The sequence below is a fragment of the Methylobacterium sp. 77 genome, from assembly GCF_000372825.1.
Taxonomy (GTDB): Bacteria; Pseudomonadota; Alphaproteobacteria; order Rhizobiales; family Beijerinckiaceae; genus Methylobacterium.
Window position 1 is genome coordinate 3083543 of sequence record NZ_KB910516.1, and the last position, 16226, is coordinate 3099768.

Annotated in this window: 15 protein-coding genes; 7 read left to right on the forward strand and 8 right to left on the reverse strand. The window is 66.7% G+C overall.

The window, feature by feature from the left end; all coding sequences use genetic code 11:
* Window positions 1–105: 105 nt before the first annotated feature.
* The 5 genes from A3OK_RS0114585 to A3OK_RS0114605 form a co-directional block, all read right to left on the reverse strand.
* Window positions 106–1113, reverse strand: coding sequence for a dienelactone hydrolase family protein (locus tag A3OK_RS0114585; RefSeq protein WP_019905626.1), 1008 nt, complete (start codon window positions 1111–1113; stop codon window positions 106–108).
* 358 nt (window positions 1114–1471) lie between these two features.
* Window positions 1472–1906 (reverse strand): MEKHLA domain-containing protein, encoded by a 435-nt coding sequence (locus A3OK_RS0114590; RefSeq protein ID WP_019905627.1) that lies wholly within the window; start codon window positions 1904–1906, stop codon window positions 1472–1474.
* Between the two features lie 14 nt (window positions 1907–1920).
* Window positions 1921–2280 carry a hypothetical protein gene (locus tag A3OK_RS0114595; RefSeq protein WP_036302307.1) on the reverse strand — a complete coding sequence of 120 codons (360 nt, stop codon included), beginning with the start codon at window positions 2278–2280 and terminating at the stop codon, window positions 1921–1923.
* 145 nt (window positions 2281–2425) lie between these two features.
* On the reverse strand, window positions 2426–5935 hold the full coding sequence (gene dnaE, locus A3OK_RS0114600) for a DNA polymerase III subunit alpha (protein ID WP_019905629.1): 3510 nt from the start codon (window positions 5933–5935) through the stop codon (window positions 2426–2428).
* Between the two features lie 121 nt (window positions 5936–6056).
* Window positions 6057–7946 (reverse strand): ABC transporter transmembrane domain-containing protein, encoded by a 1890-nt coding sequence (locus tag A3OK_RS0114605; protein WP_019905630.1) that lies wholly within the window; start codon window positions 7944–7946, stop codon window positions 6057–6059.
* A gap of 218 nt (window positions 7947–8164) precedes the next feature.
* Between A3OK_RS0114605 and rpmE the strand changes: the two genes are divergently transcribed.
* Entirely contained in the window at window positions 8165–8419 is a 255-nt protein-coding gene (gene rpmE / locus A3OK_RS0114610) for a 50S ribosomal protein L31 (protein ID WP_018045309.1), read from the forward strand.
* Between the two features lie 177 nt (window positions 8420–8596).
* Here rpmE and A3OK_RS24745 read toward each other — a convergent pair whose 3' ends face one another.
* The 3 genes from A3OK_RS24745 to A3OK_RS0114625 all read right to left on the reverse strand — a co-directional run bounded on the left by A3OK_RS24745 (window position 8597) and on the right by A3OK_RS0114625 (window position 9836).
* Entirely contained in the window at window positions 8597–8923 is a 327-nt protein-coding gene (locus A3OK_RS24745) for a BrnA antitoxin family protein (protein WP_019905631.1), read from the reverse strand.
* Window positions 8910–9188 (reverse strand): BrnT family toxin, encoded by a 279-nt coding sequence (locus A3OK_RS0114620; protein WP_019905632.1) that lies wholly within the window; start codon window positions 9186–9188, stop codon window positions 8910–8912. Before A3OK_RS0114620 ends, A3OK_RS24745 begins: the two co-directional genes overlap by 14 nt.
* Window positions 9189–9308: 120 nt before the next feature.
* On the reverse strand, window positions 9309–9836 hold the full coding sequence (locus A3OK_RS0114625; RefSeq protein WP_019905633.1) for a DUF1465 family protein: 528 nt from the start codon (window positions 9834–9836) through the stop codon (window positions 9309–9311).
* Window positions 9837–10391: 555 nt separating this feature from the next.
* Here A3OK_RS0114625 and rpmH point away from each other — a divergent pair.
* The 6 genes from rpmH to A3OK_RS0114660 all read left to right on the forward strand — a co-directional run bounded on the left by rpmH (window position 10392) and on the right by A3OK_RS0114660 (window position 16220).
* On the forward strand, window positions 10392–10526 hold the full coding sequence (rpmH, locus tag A3OK_RS0114630; protein ID WP_018045311.1) for a 50S ribosomal protein L34: 135 nt from the start codon (window positions 10392–10394) through the stop codon (window positions 10524–10526).
* Window positions 10527–10610: 84 nt separating this feature from the next.
* Entirely contained in the window at window positions 10611–11273 is a 663-nt protein-coding gene (gene rnpA / locus A3OK_RS22775) for a ribonuclease P protein component (protein WP_019905634.1), read from the forward strand.
* Window positions 11266–13110, forward strand: a complete 1845-nt coding sequence (gene yidC / locus A3OK_RS0114640; RefSeq protein ID WP_019905635.1) for a membrane protein insertase YidC — start codon at window positions 11266–11268, stop codon at window positions 13108–13110. The genes rnpA and yidC overlap by 8 nt, the downstream gene beginning before the upstream one ends.
* 243 nt (window positions 13111–13353) lie before the next feature.
* Window positions 13354–14004, forward strand: a complete 651-nt coding sequence (gene yihA, locus A3OK_RS0114645; RefSeq protein WP_019905636.1) for a ribosome biogenesis GTP-binding protein YihA/YsxC — start codon at window positions 13354–13356, stop codon at window positions 14002–14004.
* The gene (locus tag A3OK_RS0114650; protein WP_019905637.1) at window positions 14001–14381 is read left to right on the forward strand and encodes a DUF423 domain-containing protein; all 381 of its coding nucleotides are present in this window, start codon (window positions 14001–14003) and stop codon (window positions 14379–14381) included. Before yihA ends, A3OK_RS0114650 begins: the two co-directional genes overlap by 4 nt.
* Before the next feature lie 408 nt (window positions 14382–14789).
* A complete protein-coding gene (locus tag A3OK_RS0114660; protein WP_155912026.1) occupies window positions 14790–16220 on the forward strand; it encodes a hypothetical protein in 1431 nt (476 codons plus the stop codon).
* Window positions 16221–16226 lie beyond the last annotated feature (6 nt).

Genomic DNA, 16226 nt, shown 5'->3' on the forward strand with positions numbered 1-16226 from the left:
GGGGCGTCCCGCAGCCCGATCGTCGGTTTTGAACGAGGGGTGGCGAGAGTTGGGCTCGGCGAACGAGAGCCGTGGATCAGCCGACGGGCTCCCGGACGCTCATTCTCAAGGCGCCCGGAACGCCGTTTCGAGAGCTTCGGACACGCTCTTCAGGGTCGCGGTGCGCGCCGCTTCGTCCGAGCCGATATGCGGATCGCGTTGCACGCACGGATCGGCATAGGTGAACGGCGTGTCCTTCGATCCCTCGACGATCACGCCATCCCGCTCCTCGTGGAGGAGACAGGCACGCACGGTCTGCGCGCCCTTGGCGACCACCGGCTGGGGCGGTCCCGCGGGATTGTCGAAGACGTGCTGCGCGCCCGGGAACACCGTCAGGCTCACATCGGCCCCGGCCGCCTTCAGGCGCTCGGTGTAGGCGGCGCAGGACGCGGCCGGGTTGTAATCGTCGCCGCTGCCCCCGAACATCCGGATCGGCCGAGTGAGGATCGTAGTGTCGTCCTGGAAGCGGATCGAGCAGTCGGGATAGACCGGCAGGAAGAGCGCCGGTGTGATGCCGGAGCGGTTCCAGGCTGCGTCGAAGCGTTTGAGGCTGGCATAGAGCGCCGCTTGCCCGCCGCGCGAGAACCCCATCACGGCGACCCGCTTCGGATCGGTCCGGGGGTGCTTGGCCAGCACGCCCAGCGCCCGGTAGATGTCCAGGATCAGGTTCGTGCGCGACAAGAGGCTCTGATCCGTGTTGACGACGGTCAGGCCGCGCCCCGTGAAGCCGTCGAGAGCGAAGGTCGAGATGCCGCGAGCGCCCAACGCCCGCTGCCAGAATTCGATGTTGCCGCCCATGCCCCCGGACCCGTGCATCAGGATCACCGTCGGCAGGCGTTCGGACCCGGCCTTGGCGATGCGCAGGATTCCCGTGACGGTCACGGGCTTCGCCCCGTCGGACGTGCCGGTCAGGAATTGCGGGTCGGTCAGCGTGAGGCTCTCGAACGGATGGACCTCGACGCGAGCGGCGTAGCTGCCGAGATCGGCGACGCCATCCCGTGCGGTCTCCGCGACGGCATGGGTCAGGCCGCACACCATCAGGCCGGCAGCAAGGAACAGGGTCGATCGCCGCATCGCATGGGTCTCCCAGGAAGAGGGACAGCATAGCGGCGGCCTCGGGCTGCTGTCATCGCAGCGGGTAAGGCCACCCGTCGTGAGATCGTCCGGATTGTCAGGCGTTCCGGAGCGGACCGGTCACCACGGCCGCGACGGACCGCTTACGCACCGCGCCGGGATGAGGTCCTGGGGAAGGATCGGCGCCGGCACGCCCGGCATCCGTGTGGCGGACATGGGACATAGATGTCAGGGATCATCGAGGTTCACCTCGCGCGGGCGACGCGCTGCTGGGCAGGCGGCCGGTTTCGATGGCGGCGGAACGGGTCGTTGCCGTTCCGCAGGTGCAGGGTATCGGGCGACCGCGTGAGGTCCGGGCTCAGACTGCGAAGGTCGCGGCCTGTCCGTGGAGCAGGCCGGCCTCATCCACGAGTTGCCAGACGATTGCGTCCCGGATCGGGAAACGGGTCCCGTCCTTGCGGATGCGGATACCGGCATAATTGGCGACGAACCCGTCGTGGGTGACGGCGTCGAGCAGGCGCTGCCGCTCGGCCCGGTCCGGGGCCTCCGCCGAGAAGCGCGAGGGCGTGCCGATCAGTTCGGCCGCCGCGTAGCCGAAGATGCGCAGAGCGGTCCGGTTCGCATAGATGAAGCGGGGGTCGTCCCCGCCGTCATGGGCGAGGACCGCGAAGGGCGCCTCGGCCTGGAGCCAGGCCGCGTCGCATTCCGGCTCCGGCACCAGCGGCCGGCCGACGGCACGACGGAAACTCCCGGTCAGGAGCGCGTAAAAACCGGGATCGTCGGAGACATCCACCGCGAGCCCCCGTCTCAGCGCGGCGCCGAGGGCCGCTCGAACCGGGCATAGGCGGCGAGGACGAGAGCGGCCACGAGGCTGCCGAACGCAGCGGCGACCGCCTTCACCACGAAGTCGGAGAGCCGGGCATGGCGGGTCGGCGACAGTTCCTGGCCGAATTCGAGCAGACCGGCCACCGCCATGCCGGCCACCAGCCCGAGATACCAGCGCCGGGGATAGGCCAGAATGAGCAGGAACCCGAACAGGGCGTAGGCGCTCATCCGCTCGACATTCGCGGACGCGACCACCGGCCGGAGCCCGATCGGCGACAGCGTGACGAAGATCAGGATCGCGAGGATGACGAAGACCGACAGGCGCAAGAGTGTTCTCGTCATGGAACCGTGTCACCGAACCGAGGCGCGTCCGACGTCATGCCGGGCATCGCCGCGCACGCGCCGTGTTCAGCCGAACATGGACTATGCTGAAGGTCTTATTAAGACGTCGTTACGCCGGACGCGTGCCGTCTCGCATGCCATCGCCTCAGTTCACCTCCACCTGCACCACCCCCGGCACGGCGCGCAGCGCGCCTGCGATCTGCGGCGTCGCCTGGTAGCGGCCGGGGAGCTTGACCTCGACCTCGCGGTCGCCGCCGTCGAGGATCAGGATCAGCGAGACCTCGCCCTCGCCGCGCACCTGCAGGCGCTGCTGCACGCTGCCGATGGGGCGTTCGTCCTGGAGATAGACGCGCATGCCCTTCTGGTGGCGGGCCACCGCCTCGTCGAGGGGTTCGGCGGTGACGATGCGGGCGCGCACGTCCTCGCCTTCGAGATTGGCCTGGATCTGGAGCACTAGAGGACGGCCCGGCTCGAGGATTTCGCGGTACTGGCCGAGACCCTCCTGGAAGATGATCGCCTCAAAATGACCGGTCTGGTCCGAGAGCGTGACGATGCCGAGCTTGTTGCCGGATTTGGTGCGGCGCTCCGAACGATCGAGGACCGAGGCCGCGACCTTGCCGACGCTCGACGTGCCGGCGCGGACCGAGCGGCAGAACTCGGCCCAGCTCTGGACGCGGAGCTTCTCCAGTAGGCCGGCATATTCATCGAGGGGATGGCCCGAGAGGAAGAAGCCGATGGCCTCGTATTCCTTCTTCAGCTTTTCGGCCATCGGCCACGGCTCGTAGGGCGGCACCCGCAGGGTGACGTCGGCGGAGGCGATGCCGCCGAACATGTCGACGATGCCGGTGCTCTCGGCTTCCGCCGCGCCCTGCGCCAGTTTCATCATCGGCTCGACGGCGGCGCAGGCCCGCGCCCGGTCGACCTCGATGCAATCCATGGCACCGGCCGCGACGAGGTTCTCCAGGGTGCGCTTGTTGATGAGGCGCGGGTTGAGCCGGCGCGCGAGGCAGGCAAGATCCTTGAACGGGGTCTCGCCGCGCGCCTCGACCAGGGCCTCCACGGCGGCGCGCCCGACGCCCTTGATCGCGGCGAGCGCATAGCCGATGCGGCCGTCGCGGACCTCGAAATTGACGCCCGACCCGTTGATCGAGGGCGGGTCCACCGGGATGCCGAGGCGCTGGGCGTCCTGGCGGAATTCGGCGAGCTTGTCGGTGACGTCGATGTCGAGCTGCATCGCGGCGGCCAGGAACTCCACCGGGTAGTTCGCCTTGAGATAGGCGGTCTGGTAGGTCAGCAGCGCATAGGCGGCGGCGTGTGATTTGTTGAAGCCGTAATCGGCGAATTTGGCGAGCAGGTCGAAGATCTCGTTGGCCTTCGCCTCGGTGAGACCGCCCGCGACGGAGCCCTTCACGAAACGGTCGCGCTGAGCGTCCATCTCGGCCTTGATCTTCTTGCCCATGGCGCGGCGGAGCATATCGGCATCGCCGAGGGAGTAGCCGGCCAGGACCTTGGCCACCTCCATCACCTGTTCCTGGTAGACGATGATGCCGAAGGTCTCGCGCAGGATCGGCTCCAGCTTCTCGTGCGGATACCAATTCGCCTCGTTGCCGGCGTCGCGGCCGAGCTTGCGCTCGCAATAGACCGGGATGTTGGCCATCGGGCCGGGGCGGTACAGCGCCACGAGGGCGATGATGTCCTCGAACCGGTCGGCCTGCATCTCGACCAGCGCCTTGCGCATGCCGGCGGATTCCACCTGGAACACGCCCACCGTCTCGCCGCGCTTCATCGGAATGTAGGTGGCCTCGTTGTCGAGGGGCAGCGAGGCGAGATCGACGATGATGCCGCGCCGGGCCAGGAGGTCGGTGCAGCAGCGCAGGAGCGTCAGGGTCTTGAGGCCGAGGAAGTCGAACTTCACCAGACCCGCATTCTCGGCCCATTTCATGTTGAACTGGGTCACCCGCATCCCCGTCTTCGGGTCGCGGTAGAGGGGGACGAGCTGTTCCAGCGGCCGGTCGCCGATGACGACGCCTGCCGCATGGGTCGAGGCGTGGCGGTGCAGGCCCTCCAGCTTCTTGGCAATCTCCATGAGGCGGGCCACGATGGGCTCCTCCTCGATGGCCTGCTGGAGCTTGGGCTCGCCCTCGATGGCCTGGACCAGGGTGACCGGGTTAGCCGGATTCTGCGGCACCAGCTTGGTCAGCTTGTCGACCTGGCCGTAGGGCATTTCCAACACGCGGCCGACATCGCGCAGCACGCCGCGCGCCTGCAGCGTACCGAAGGTGATGATCTGGGCGACCTGCTCGTGGCCGTAGCGCTGCTGGACGTACTGGATCACGCGCTCGCGGCCCTCGACGCAGAAATCGATGTCGAAATCCGGCATCGAGACGCGCTCGGGGTTGAGGAAGCGCTCGAACAGCAAGCCGAACCGGAGCGGATCGAGATCGGTGATCAGCAGCGCGTAGGCGACCAGCGAGCCGGCACCCGAGCCGCGGCCGGGGCCGACCGGAATGTCGTGGTCCTTGGCCCATTTGATGAAGTCCGACACGATCAGGAAGTAGCCGGGGAACTTCATCCTCACGATCACGTCGAGCTCGAAGGCGAGACGGTCGCGATAGACCTGTTCGGTCATGCCCTCGCAGGGGCCGTGCTGGGCGAGGCGCAGTTCGAGGCCGGCCTCGGCCTGGCGGCGCAATTCGGACGGCTCGTCGAGGGCGATCTCCTGCGCGACCTCGGGCGAGACGGTCTCCACCGGCAGCGCGTCGAGGGCGGCGACCACGCCGAAATTCGGCAGGATGGGCTTGCGCATGCGCACGCGGTAGGCGCAGCGCATGGCGATCTCGACGGTGGCGGACAGGGCATCCGGCAGGTCGTGGAAGAGTTTCGCCATCTCGGCGCGGGTCTTGAAGCCGTGGCGCGGGGTCAGCTTGCGCCGGCGCTCGTCCGAGACGAGGCGGCCATCGGCGATGGCGAGCAGCGCGTCGTGGGCGGCGTAATCGTCGGGCTTGGCGAAGAACGGCTCGTTGGTCGCCACGATCGAGAGACCGTTGGAATCGGCGAGCCGCAGCAGCTCGCGCTCCACCATCTCCTCGTCGTCGAGCCCGTGGCGCAGGATCTCGAGATAGAGCCGATCCTCGCCGAAAGCCTGTTTGAGCTGGGCGAGGCGGGACGCGGCCAATTCGGAGCGGCCGCCGCGCAGGGCCGTGTCGAGGGGGCCGGTGGAGCCGCCGGTCAACGCGATGAGCCCCTCCGCGTTCTCCTCCACCGCCGCGATGGTGAGCCGGGGCGCGTCACCGAGGGGACCATCGAAATAGGCTCGGCTCGCCAGGCGCATGAGGTTGCCGTAGCCGACCTCGCTCTGCGCCAGCACGACGATGTTGGCGGTGGTGATCTGCGACAGGCGCGCCATCGGGTCCGGCGCCTCGAAGGCCACCGAGAGCTGCATGCCGGCGATGGGCTGGACGCCCGAACCGGCGGCCTTCTCGGAGAATTCGAGGGCCCCGAACAGGTTGTTGGTGTCGGTGAGGGCCAAGGCCGGCTGCCGGTCGGCGACCGCCGCCTTGACGATGTCGGCGACCTTCAGCGCTCCTTCAAGGAGCGAGAACGACGAGTGGACGTGGAGGTGGACGAAGCCGGGATCTTTGAGGATGCGCGCCATGACCCCACCAATGCGAGTCGTTCGTTAGCGTAAACCAAACGTCGCCGATCAGGCCGCAATTGCCTGTGGAGAGGGCCTTTCGCGCAACGCCCCCTCTCCCGTCCTTTGCGTCCCCTCTGCCCTATTCCGCCGGGAGGGCGAGCCGCTTCGTCATCGGTTCCGACCTCAATTCCTTGCCGCGCGCCGTCTCGTCGAGGGCATCGGTGAACTGGAGGGCGGCGAGCTGGGCGTAGAGCGCGCCCTGCGCCAGCAGACTCTCATGGGTGCCGGTCTCGACGATGCGGCCGCCGTCGAGGACGAGGATACGGTCGGCCGCGCGGATGGTGGCGAGCCGGTGGGCGATGACCAGCGTGGTCCGCCCGCGCATCAGGGTGTCGAGGGCGGTCTGCACCGCGCGCTCGCTCTCGGCATCGAGGGCCGATGTGGCCTCGTCGAGGAGCAGGATCGGCGCGTCCTTGAGGATGGCGCGGGCGATGGCGACGCGCTGGCGCTGACCGCCGGAGAGGGTCACGCCGCGCTCGCCGACCTGCGTGCCGTAACCCTGCGGCAGGGCCCGGATGAACCCGTCCGCATGGGCGAGTTCGGCGGCGCGATGGATTTCGGCCTCGCTCGCCTGCGGCCGGCCGTAGCGGATGTTGTCCATCACCGAGCCGGAGAACACGGTCGGGTCCTGCGGGACCAGTGACATGCGCTGACGCAGGGACTCCGGGTCGACGCTGGCGATGTCGATCCCGTCGACGCGGACGATGCCGGATTGCGGATCGTAGAAGCGCAGCAGCGCCTGGAGCACCGTGGTCTTGCCCGCCCCCGAAGGACCGACCAGGGCGACGCGCTCACCATGCGCCACCCGGAAGCTGATCTCGTCGAGGGAGGGATGCTCGGGCCGGGTCGGATAGGTGAGGCGGACCGATTCGAACGCCACCTCGCCGCGCGGCGGCACCGGCAGCAATGCCGGCTCGGCGGGCGCCCGGATCGCGGGCTCGGCGGCCAGGATCTCGCCGAGGCGTTCGGCGGCGCCGGCGGCTTGCGCGAGCTCGCCGTAGACCTCCGAGAGCTGGCCGAGCGCGCTGGCGCCGAACACCGCATAGAGCACGAACTGCGAGAGCTGGCCCGCCGTCATGGTGCCGGCGAGCACCCCTTGCGCGCCGTACCACATCACCCCGACCACGCTGGCCGAGATCAGGAAGATCGCGACGCCGGTGAGCAGGGCACGGGCCTTCACCGAGTTGCGGGCGGCGGAATAGGCGTTCTCGGAGGCCTGCCCGAAATGCTCCGCTGTGGCGCGGCCCATGCCGAAGGCCTGCATGGTGCGAATCGCCCCGATCGCCTCCGCCGCATAGGCCGACGCGTCGGCGAGCCGGTCCTGCGCCGCGCGCGAACGGCGCCGCACGCCGCGCCCGGACAGGATCAGCGGGAACACGATGAGCGGGATCGCCACCAGAACCAGGATCGAGAGTTTGGGGCTGGTGATGACCATCATCGCCACCGCCCCGACGAACAGGAAGGCGTTGCGCAGGAGGATCGAGATCGAGACCCCGAAGACCGCCTTCACCTGCGTCGCGTCGGCGGTGAGCCGCGAGACGATCTCGCCCGATTGCGAGCGGTCGAAGAAGGCCGGATCGAGGATGGTGAGGCGGGCGAAGACCGCGCTGCGCAGATCCGCGACCACGCGCTCGCCCAGCGTCACCACGGTGTAGTAGCGCGCCGCACTCGACAGGGCGAGCACCGTCACCACGCCGATCAGCGCCATGAAATAGGCGTCGATGACGCTGTGGCCCTCGGGCGAGAAGCCGTGGTCGATCACCCGGCGCAGGGCGATCGGCACCACGAGGGTCGCGCCGGATGCCGCCAGCAGCGACAGGAACGCCGCGAGGATGCGGCCGCGATAGACGGAGGCGAAGGGAATCAGCGGCTTCAGCGACCCGAGGGGTGCCTTGCCGCGTCCGTCGCCGCCACGATTGTCCCCACCTGGACCATCGCCGCTTCGAATTTTGTTACGCCCGCGAGCCATCGTGCCTCGTCATCATCCCCGACCCCGTCATCATCCCCGACACAGAATCGGTCTCAAGAAAATACCCGTCAAAATACCCGTCGCCGCGATCTCCCGCGCCCGACCGCTTGTTCGGAGGAAGCACGTGGGGTATAGGCCCGCCTTCATCCGATTGCGCGTGATCTAAGGCCGCGGGCCGCCAGGCGGGCCGGTCGGCGTGGCTATTCAAGGATTTCGTCATGGCAAAGAGCGCGGCCGACAAGGCCAAGGGTACCGAGCATCCCGACTATCACTTCATCAAGGTCGTGATGACCGATGGGTCCGACTACATGACCCGGTCGACCTACGGCAAGGAGGGTGACACCCTCAACCTCGACATCGACCCGAACACGCACCCGGCCTGGACCGGCGGCGAGCAGAAGATGCTCGATCGCGGCGGCCGCGTCTCGCGGTTCAACTCGCGCTTCGGCGCGCTGTCCTTCGGCAAGAAGTAAGTCATCGGGACCGACCAATCCCGCCATCCGGCGGGGCCGGTCTAGTCGGAACATAAAAACAGGCGGCGCTCGGAAGAGCGCCGCCTGTTTTTCGTTGCTGCCGCTGAAATGGGTTCGATCTGTCCCCCGAAGGCCTTTTGCCATGCCGATCGAGGCGGAGAATTTAGTTCCGGAGCATCAACGCGGGAGATCTTTGACGGATCGCGCCAGCGCGTCGTTCATCCGGGTCTGCCAACCCGTGCCTGTCGCCTTGTAGGCATCGACCACATGCGGATCGATCCTCAACGTCAGCAGGACCTTCGCTCCGCCCGATTTCGGACGTCCCCGTCCGGCCTTCGTCAACGCTTCGTAGAGCGCCGGAGGCATCGCATCCGCCATCGGCCGCATCCGGGCGAATTCAGAGGGCGTAATTTCGGGATTGTCCGGATCTGCCGCGATTCCTCGTTGGATCCGCGCCTCGTCCTCGTCCGTGATCTCTGGGACCGTCGGATCAATCTTCGGCATAGAGCCTCCTTTCCGCCCTGCTCGCCGGCCGCAGGCTGATCAGTGACAGCGCCTCTGTCAAAAGCGGGGACATGATCGCCGCGACGACGAGTCGGTCGGCCAAGATACCGACGAGCCGGAAACGTGTCCGGCCCGTCGCACTCGGCTCGGCAGCCACCTCGACGGCTGTCGAAAAATCGAACGCCTCTTCGAAATCGGCGAAGTCCAAACCGTGCTTTGCGAGATTCGTGAAACGCTTCGACTCGTCCCATACGATGATCGTCACGGCACCGTAGCTACGCTAATTCCGGGATCGAAGCGATACAACCTCGCCTCGCGGAAAAACGGCGGATCCGTGCTTTCGAACCCGGCAGATCAATGCAGGTCAGCGCCCAGGCCATTCCCCTCAATGCGCCGTGCCGAACGCGCTGCGGAGCAGGCCCTGCTGGGCGGCGACGGGGCTCTCGCGGTAGATCGGGGTCGGGCGGTCGTCGGAGATCAGGCCGTCGAGATGCAGGATGCGGGTATGCAGCCGGCGCGAGCGCACGATCAGATCCTGCAGGCGGGCCGGCATGATCGCGAACGTCTCGGCGCGGAAGGTCTCGGGCGTCGCGAGCCGGACCCGGGTCTTCTCCTGAAGAGCCTGGGCCGGGGTGATCTCGCCTTCCGCCACCGCGCGCTGCACCAGCAGCCAGGAGGCGATCTGCATCAGCCGGGTGGTGAGGCGCATGCTCTCGCTGGCATAGGACAGGGTGCTGTCGCGCGACAGGAGCCGCGATTCCTCGCGCCCGTCGCCGTCGAGATAGGCCGCCGCCTCCTCGACCATGGTCATGCCTTCGCGGAACAGGACCTTGAAAGCCTCCGAGCCGACATAGGTCGCGCCGAAATTGACCCAATCCCGCTCGTCGCGGAAGGTGACCTCGAACTCGTTCATCCTGCCTCCTGTGCCGCCGCCGGACCCTTTCGTCCCGATTTGGGACGCGATCGGTGCGTTCACGGCCAGAGGAGCAACACTAGCGCCGAACGCGTCGCTCCGCCCCGTTGACCGGATGTTAACGTTAACGGGGAGGGCCGGTGCCATCGGGGTGCCGTCGCACGCCGCGGATCGTCCGAATCGGAGCGGGAATCGACGGGCGAAAAAAAAGCCGCCCGTGAGGGGCGGCTTTGTGAAGTCGACAGAGGCATCAAAACAGCGGCAGATCGAAATCTGCCCCACATCCGGAAAACCGGACATGTCTCCTTCATAAGCTGAAAAGGTTAACGCGACGCTAACGCCGCCGGGCCGGCCTTCGATCGGGGCGGGGCGTCGATGGAAATGGCCGCGCCAGAATTGACTTCGCCCCCCCTCTCCGCCATAAGCCGCGCCATCGCGTCGCCGCGCCCCATGTGGGCGCTCTTCGCGCTTGCAGACACATTTCAGGGCGAGTGAAGATGTCGGTGGGGCTCCTGCAGCCAGCCGGATCGATCCTCGGCCATCGGAGATCGCGCCATGAAGAGAACTTACCAGCCCAGCAAGCTCGTGCGCAAACGCCGTCACGGCTTCCGCGCTCGCATGGCGACGGCCGGCGGCCGCAAGGTCATCGCAGCGCGTCGCTCGCACGGCCGCAAGAAGCTCTCGGCCTGACGTCTCGGCGCCTCGGCGGCCTGATCCGCCGGGTCGAGCCTTGACTCGCACTGAGTCTCGCTCACGCCGAGCCCCGCTCAACCGATGACCTCGCCCCTTGGCCGCAGGATCGAACCGGCAGTGTCGACGATCGGACGGCTGAAGCGGCGACCGGACTTTCTCGCAGCAGCGGGCGGGCGCCGTTTTCATACCGAGCACATGAGTGCCCAGGGTCGGCTGCGCAACGCGGCCGGCATTTCTGTGCCTGCGTCGACGGATGAGGCGGCGATCGAGGGTCTGCGCATCGGTTTCACGATCACCAAGCGGGTCGGTCACGCCACGGAGCGCAACCGCATTCGCCGGCGGCTGCGCGATGCTGTGCAGCGCGCCTCGGCGGACCTGCCGGCGGCGGCGGCGGATGTCGTCCTCGTCGCGCGCCGCCCCGCCCTGCATGCGCCGTTCGAGACGCTCGTCACGGATCTGCGCCGCTCCATCGGCGCCGTGATCAAGCCGGGCGACGGCAAACCCCGCGACGGCAGGCCCGGCGGCCAGAACCGCCCGGGTCGCGGAAAGGGCCGCGGCAATACGGCCGACGCCGGGAAGGCGTCCGCGTCCGCACGCACGTACAAATCGTCCGACTCCCAATCGTCCCCCCATGCGGCCGAAGCACCCGCGCAGCACGAGGCGCCGCCCGTGCCTCGCGCCGCGAGCGGAGCCTTCAGCCCCTCCCCTCCTTCGAACACACGCGACGGATCTCTCGATGGGTAATGACAAGACGAACATGATCGTCGCGATCGCCTTGTCACTGGCGGTCCTGCTCGGGTGGAACTACTTTATCGCCGCTCCCCGCGTGGAGCAGCAGCGTCAGGCGACGCTTCAGAACAAGGCGGCGACCGAGGCCGCCAACCCGACCGGCGCTCCCTCGGCGAGCCCGGCGGAAGGCGGTCCCTCGGCGCCCGTGCCGGGCACCCTGCCGAACGCGACCGTGACGGTGGAGAGCCGTGAGGCGGCGCTCGCCCGCTCGCCGCGCGTCGCCATCGATACCCCGGCTCTCGCCGGCTCGATCGCCCTCAAGGGCGGCCGGGTCGACGACGTGTCGCTGAAAAACTACCATGAGACCGTCAGCGACTCGAGCCCGCGCATCGTGCTGCTCTCGCCCACGGGCAGCGCCAACCCGTATTATGCCGAGTTCGGCTGGGTCGGCCAGAATTCCGGTCCGCTCCCCACCGGCGACACCGTCTGGACCGCCGACGGGACCGTGCTGACGCCGGCCAAGCCCCTGACCCTCAGCTATGATAACGGCGCCGGCCTGCTGTTCCGCCGGATCGTCGCCGTCGACGACAAGTTCATGTTCACGATCCGCGACGAGGTCGAGAACAAGGGCTCGGCCGCGGTCATGCTCTACCCCTACGGGCTGGTCTCGCGCTGGGGCAAGCCGACGACGCAGGGCTATTACGTGCTGCACGAGGGCATGATCGGCGTCCTCGGCGCCGACGGCCTGCAGGAATACACCTACGACCACGTCGCCAAGGAGCCGGCGCTCGGCAATGCCGGCACCAAGGGCAAGGCCTGGGCGAACGTGACCGGCGGCTTCGTCGGCATCACCGACAAGTACTGGGCCGCGGCCACCATCCCGGACCAGGCGACCTCCTATACCGGCAGCTTCACCGAGCGCACCGACGGCGCGACCAAGGTCTACCAGGCCAGCGTGCGCGGCGACGGCCGCAGCGTCGATCCGGGCGCCACCGTGACGTCGACCCAGCAGCTCTTCGCCGGCGCCAAGGAAGTCAACGCGATCAACAACTACCAGAAGGATCTCGGCATCAAGCAGTTCGATCTGATGATCGACTGGGGCTGGTTCCACTTCATCACCAAGCCGATGTTCCGGGCTCTGGACTTCTTCTTCCACCTGTTCGGCAATTTCGGCGTGTCGATCCTGGTGGTGACCTTCTGCCTCAAGCTGCTGTTCCTGCCGATCGCCAACAAGTCGTACCAGTCCATGGCCAAGATGAAGGCCGTGCAGCCGGAGATGGCCTCGATCCGCGAGCGCTACGGCGACGACAAGATGAAGCAGCAACAGGCGATGATGGAGCTGTACAAGAAGGAGAAGATCAACCCGGTCGCCGGCTGCTGGCCGGTGCTGATCCAGATCCCGGTCTTCTTCGCGCTCTACAAGGTCCTGTTCATCACCATCGAGATGCGGCACGCGCCGTTCTTCGGCTGGATCCAGGATCTGGCGGCACCCGATCCGACCAACATCCTCAACCTGTTCGGCCTGCTGCCCTTCGCCGCCCCGGACTTCATCCATCTCGGCATCTGGCCGATCGTGATGGGCATCACGATGTTCATCCAGATGAAGATGAACCCCGCGCCGCCGGACCCGGTCCAGGCGCAGATCTTCACCTTCATGCCGATCGTGTTCACATTCATGCTCGGCTCGTTCCCGGCCGGTCTGGTGATCTACTGGGCCTGGAACAACACCCTCTCGGTGATCCAGCAATACGTCATCATGCGCCGCAACGGCGTGAAGGTGGAGTTGTGGGACAACATCTCGGGGATGTTCAAGAAGAAGCCAGCCGGCAAGGGCGCGGTCGCCAAGAGCTGACCGGCAAGAGCTGACCGGCGAGAGCCGGTCCGAGGGAGTTGACCAGCGCGCGCTGATCCTGTCCTTCGGACGATCCAGACCGAAGCCCTCATCCTGAGGTGCCGCGAGCGGCCTCGAAGGAACTCTCCAGTCCGCTCCCCGAGCCCTGGAGGGCTCCATCGAGGCCTTCGCTTTGCGAAGCGCCTCAGGATGAGGTGTTCCGGTCGGGTACCCCTACAGACCTTCGCCTTCCGGAGCCGCACCATGTCCCAAGCCGAGGCCGACGCGGCCCTTCTCGAATCCGGCCGGCTGCTGTTCGCGGGCGTCGCCGACTTCCTGTCCTCCGCGCCCAACGTGGCCGCCCTGCCGCCGATGAAGGGCGTCGAGATCGCGTTTGCCGGGCGCTCCAACGTCGGCAAGTCGAGCCTCGTCAACGCCCTGACCGGCCGCAACACCCTGGCCCGGACCTCGCACACGCCGGGGCGGACCCAGCAGCTCAACTTCTTCGATATCGGTGGCCGCCTGACCCTGGTGGACATGCCGGGCTACGGCTACGCGGCGGTGGAGAAGACCAAGGTCGAGGCCTGGACCGACCTGATCCACGATTACCTGAAGGGCCGCGCCAACCTCGCCCGCGTCTTCATGCTGATCGATTCGCGCCACGGCCTGAAGAGCATCGACACCGACGTGCTCGACGGGCTCGACAAGGCGGCCGTGAGCTATCAGATCGTGCTGACCAAGGGCGACGCCCTGAAGAAGGCCGAGGTCGAGGCCCGCATCGCCGGCATCCGCGCGGCCATCGCCAAGCGCCCGGCGGCCTATCCGGAAATCCTGATCACGTCGAGCCGCGACGACCGCGGCGTGCCGGAACTGCGCGCCAGCGTGGCCCGGCTCCTGGCCGAGCGCGGCGCATGAGCCTCGGCCTGCCCGATCGCATCCTGCTGTCGCTCGGCGCCCTCGCGGGCCTGCTCGGCGTCGCCGCCAGCGCCGCCGCCGCCCACATCCAGGGCGCCGACAGCCTGAAGACGGCCGCGCAGTTCCTGCTCTTCCATGCCCCCGCGATCCTCGCCCTGGTGGCGCTCATCGCCACTGGAACGACGCACCGCCTCACCACCCGCATCGCGGCCTCCGCGCTCGTCCTCGGACTCGCGCTGTTCTGCGGCGACCTGGCCCTGCGCGCGCTACACGGCACGCCGCTCTTCCCGATGGCCGCACCGAGCGGCGGGTTCCTGCTGATGGGCGGGTGGCTGGTAGCGGCGATCGCGGCTCTCGTTCCGGTGCGGCGCGGCTGACGCTTGCGGGCGAACGATCACGCTCCGGCAGGAGTGACCGGAAGATCGCTCGGTCGTCCGCGAACCCGGCTGTCTGAGCCTTCGTCACCACCTTCGACCAACTCCGCGCGGACAACGATACGGCCCGACGAGGGCGGACGTCGCCTTCGAGCGTTTGAAACCGGCAGCGGCGCGGCCGGGTCGGGCAAGCCGCCCATGCTGGTTTTTGCTACTCGATCGTCGATCCTTCGGGATCGCTCGGCGGCGAATGTCCATGTCGCGGCACGCCATTGCCTATAGCGAAGCGATAGCAGCCGGGCCCGAGAAGCATCACGATTTCGCGTGCGTCGAGGCCCGCCTCTAGGGTCGGACACATCGATCTGACATATCTCCGATGATTGATGATAGGCCCTATTCGGAGATGACGGGATGGGCGTATACTTCGAACAGAAACTATCGATTTCTGGATCTAAAAGTACTCTTCTGCATTTTGTCGCCCGATGTATCGACATCGGCAGTGACGATGTTCCAATCGGCATTGCTTTCGAGCGAATTGCTCCCACACCGGTATGCCTCCCGGAAGGGAATACGATCGGTCGCCTCGGCTGTGACGTCGATGTGGGAGTCGAGGCGCTGACGGGCCGCGCGCGATCGTCACCGGATAGGGCGGAACTCGGACTGACCTCGGCGAGCATACTCGAGAGCGAGGACGCTCGATCTTTGGGTCTGACGACTCACGGCGGGCTGAAGGCGTGGCTATGGGAGAACGATCCGGGCGCTCTCGAGATAGGTCGAGCGGCTCTCGCAGCCTATGAACTCACCGCCCACTGGTCGCGTCAGGAATGGCAGACCGCCAATTGGGGTGGCAGCGCGGAGGACATGGAGTGTCTCGTCCTGTCCTTCGGTCTCGTTTACGAGAACGCGACCGAGATCACGATCAGGCTGACGACAAAGAGCGTGACGGTTCATCCTCTGATCGGGCATCTGTCACGGAACTTTCCATCGTTGAACTTCCGGCTCGTTCTCGCGGATGACGGCTATGACTTCCCCCTGATCTCGACCGCGACGCATGGCGACGTCGTGGATCGCCAAGTCGAGGTCACCGACGAATTCGTCGCTGAGATCGAGGGCGCGCCGCGAGAAGTCTCCGACTTCTATCTGACCCCTTCCGCCGCCAAGCCGGAGCCGATGACGCATGTCCGATTCTGGCTGTCGAAAAGACGGTTTCGTTCGTCCATCGCCGATTATCCAGTCTATTCGCCACCGTTTCGAGGATTTCCGCCGACACTCACCGACGAGCAAGCCGAAGCGAATTTTCGACATTTTCTCGATACCAAAGGCGACCGAAGCCAAAATCTGCGGACATTCCTCCGCTCGTTCCGGGTCGACATCAATGAGACCGCCCTGGGCATCCCGAACCTGGACCGGTGGCTTTGGCAGTACGGCGCTTTTCTCAAAGTCAGTGAGACCGGCGCAGCCCATCTGACGCATGAGCCGGAATGGAAAGGACATTGGCGCTCGGAGAACGTGCAGTTCGATCTTGCCACGCTTCTGGGTCAATCGATCGTCGACAGATACGATGGCTATCGATGGGAGCAGTACACCGATGTTCCGCCGGGCTTACGCATAAACGACGACCATTATCGATCCTTTACTATCTGGAACGGCGACCCGGCGTCACGCATCTGGATATTCCAAGACCTGCGGGTCATCTGCACTTGCCTTTACGAGATGAGCTTCATGTGGAGTCGACGACACTCCATTCATCTCCCCGGCCAGGATCTCAGACGCATCGCCTCGACCATTCTTTCAAGACCCGCGAAACAGGGCCTGCAGCACAGTCAGCCGTCAGAGGATTGACTAGGA

Bases quoted from the DNA above. Each gene is read 5' to 3' on its own strand.
- yihA (WP_019905636.1), top strand. From the start codon at position 13,354: ATGTCCCAAGCCGAGGCCGACGCGGCCCTTCTCGAATCCGGCCGGCTG.
- A3OK_RS0114650 (WP_019905637.1), top strand. From the start codon at position 14,001: ATGAGCCTCGGCCTGCCCGATCGCATCCTGCTGTCGCTCGGCGCCCTC.
- A3OK_RS0114660 (WP_155912026.1), top strand. From the start codon at position 14,790: ATGGGCGTATACTTCGAACAGAAACTATCGATTTCTGGATCTAAAAGT.
- A3OK_RS24745 (WP_019905631.1), bottom strand. From the start codon at position 8,923: ATGCCGAAGATTGATCCGACGGTCCCAGAGATCACGGACGAGGACGAG.
- rpmE (WP_018045309.1), top strand. From the start codon at position 8,165: ATGGCAAAGAGCGCGGCCGACAAGGCCAAGGGTACCGAGCATCCCGAC.
- rpmH (WP_018045311.1), top strand. From the start codon at position 10,392: ATGAAGAGAACTTACCAGCCCAGCAAGCTCGTGCGCAAACGCCGTCAC.
- dnaE (WP_019905629.1), bottom strand. From the start codon at position 5,935: ATGGCGCGCATCCTCAAAGATCCCGGCTTCGTCCACCTCCACGTCCAC.
- A3OK_RS0114625 (WP_019905633.1), bottom strand. From the start codon at position 9,836: ATGAACGAGTTCGAGGTCACCTTCCGCGACGAGCGGGATTGGGTCAAT.
- A3OK_RS0114605 (WP_019905630.1), bottom strand. From the start codon at position 7,946: ATGGCTCGCGGGCGTAACAAAATTCGAAGCGGCGATGGTCCAGGTGGG.
- A3OK_RS0114595 (WP_036302307.1), bottom strand. From the start codon at position 2,280: ATGACGAGAACACTCTTGCGCCTGTCGGTCTTCGTCATCCTCGCGATC.
- yidC (WP_019905635.1), top strand. From the start codon at position 11,266: ATGGGTAATGACAAGACGAACATGATCGTCGCGATCGCCTTGTCACTG.
- A3OK_RS0114585 (WP_019905626.1), bottom strand. From the start codon at position 1,113: ATGCGGCGATCGACCCTGTTCCTTGCTGCCGGCCTGATGGTGTGCGGC.
- rnpA (WP_019905634.1), top strand. From the start codon at position 10,611: ATGACCTCGCCCCTTGGCCGCAGGATCGAACCGGCAGTGTCGACGATC.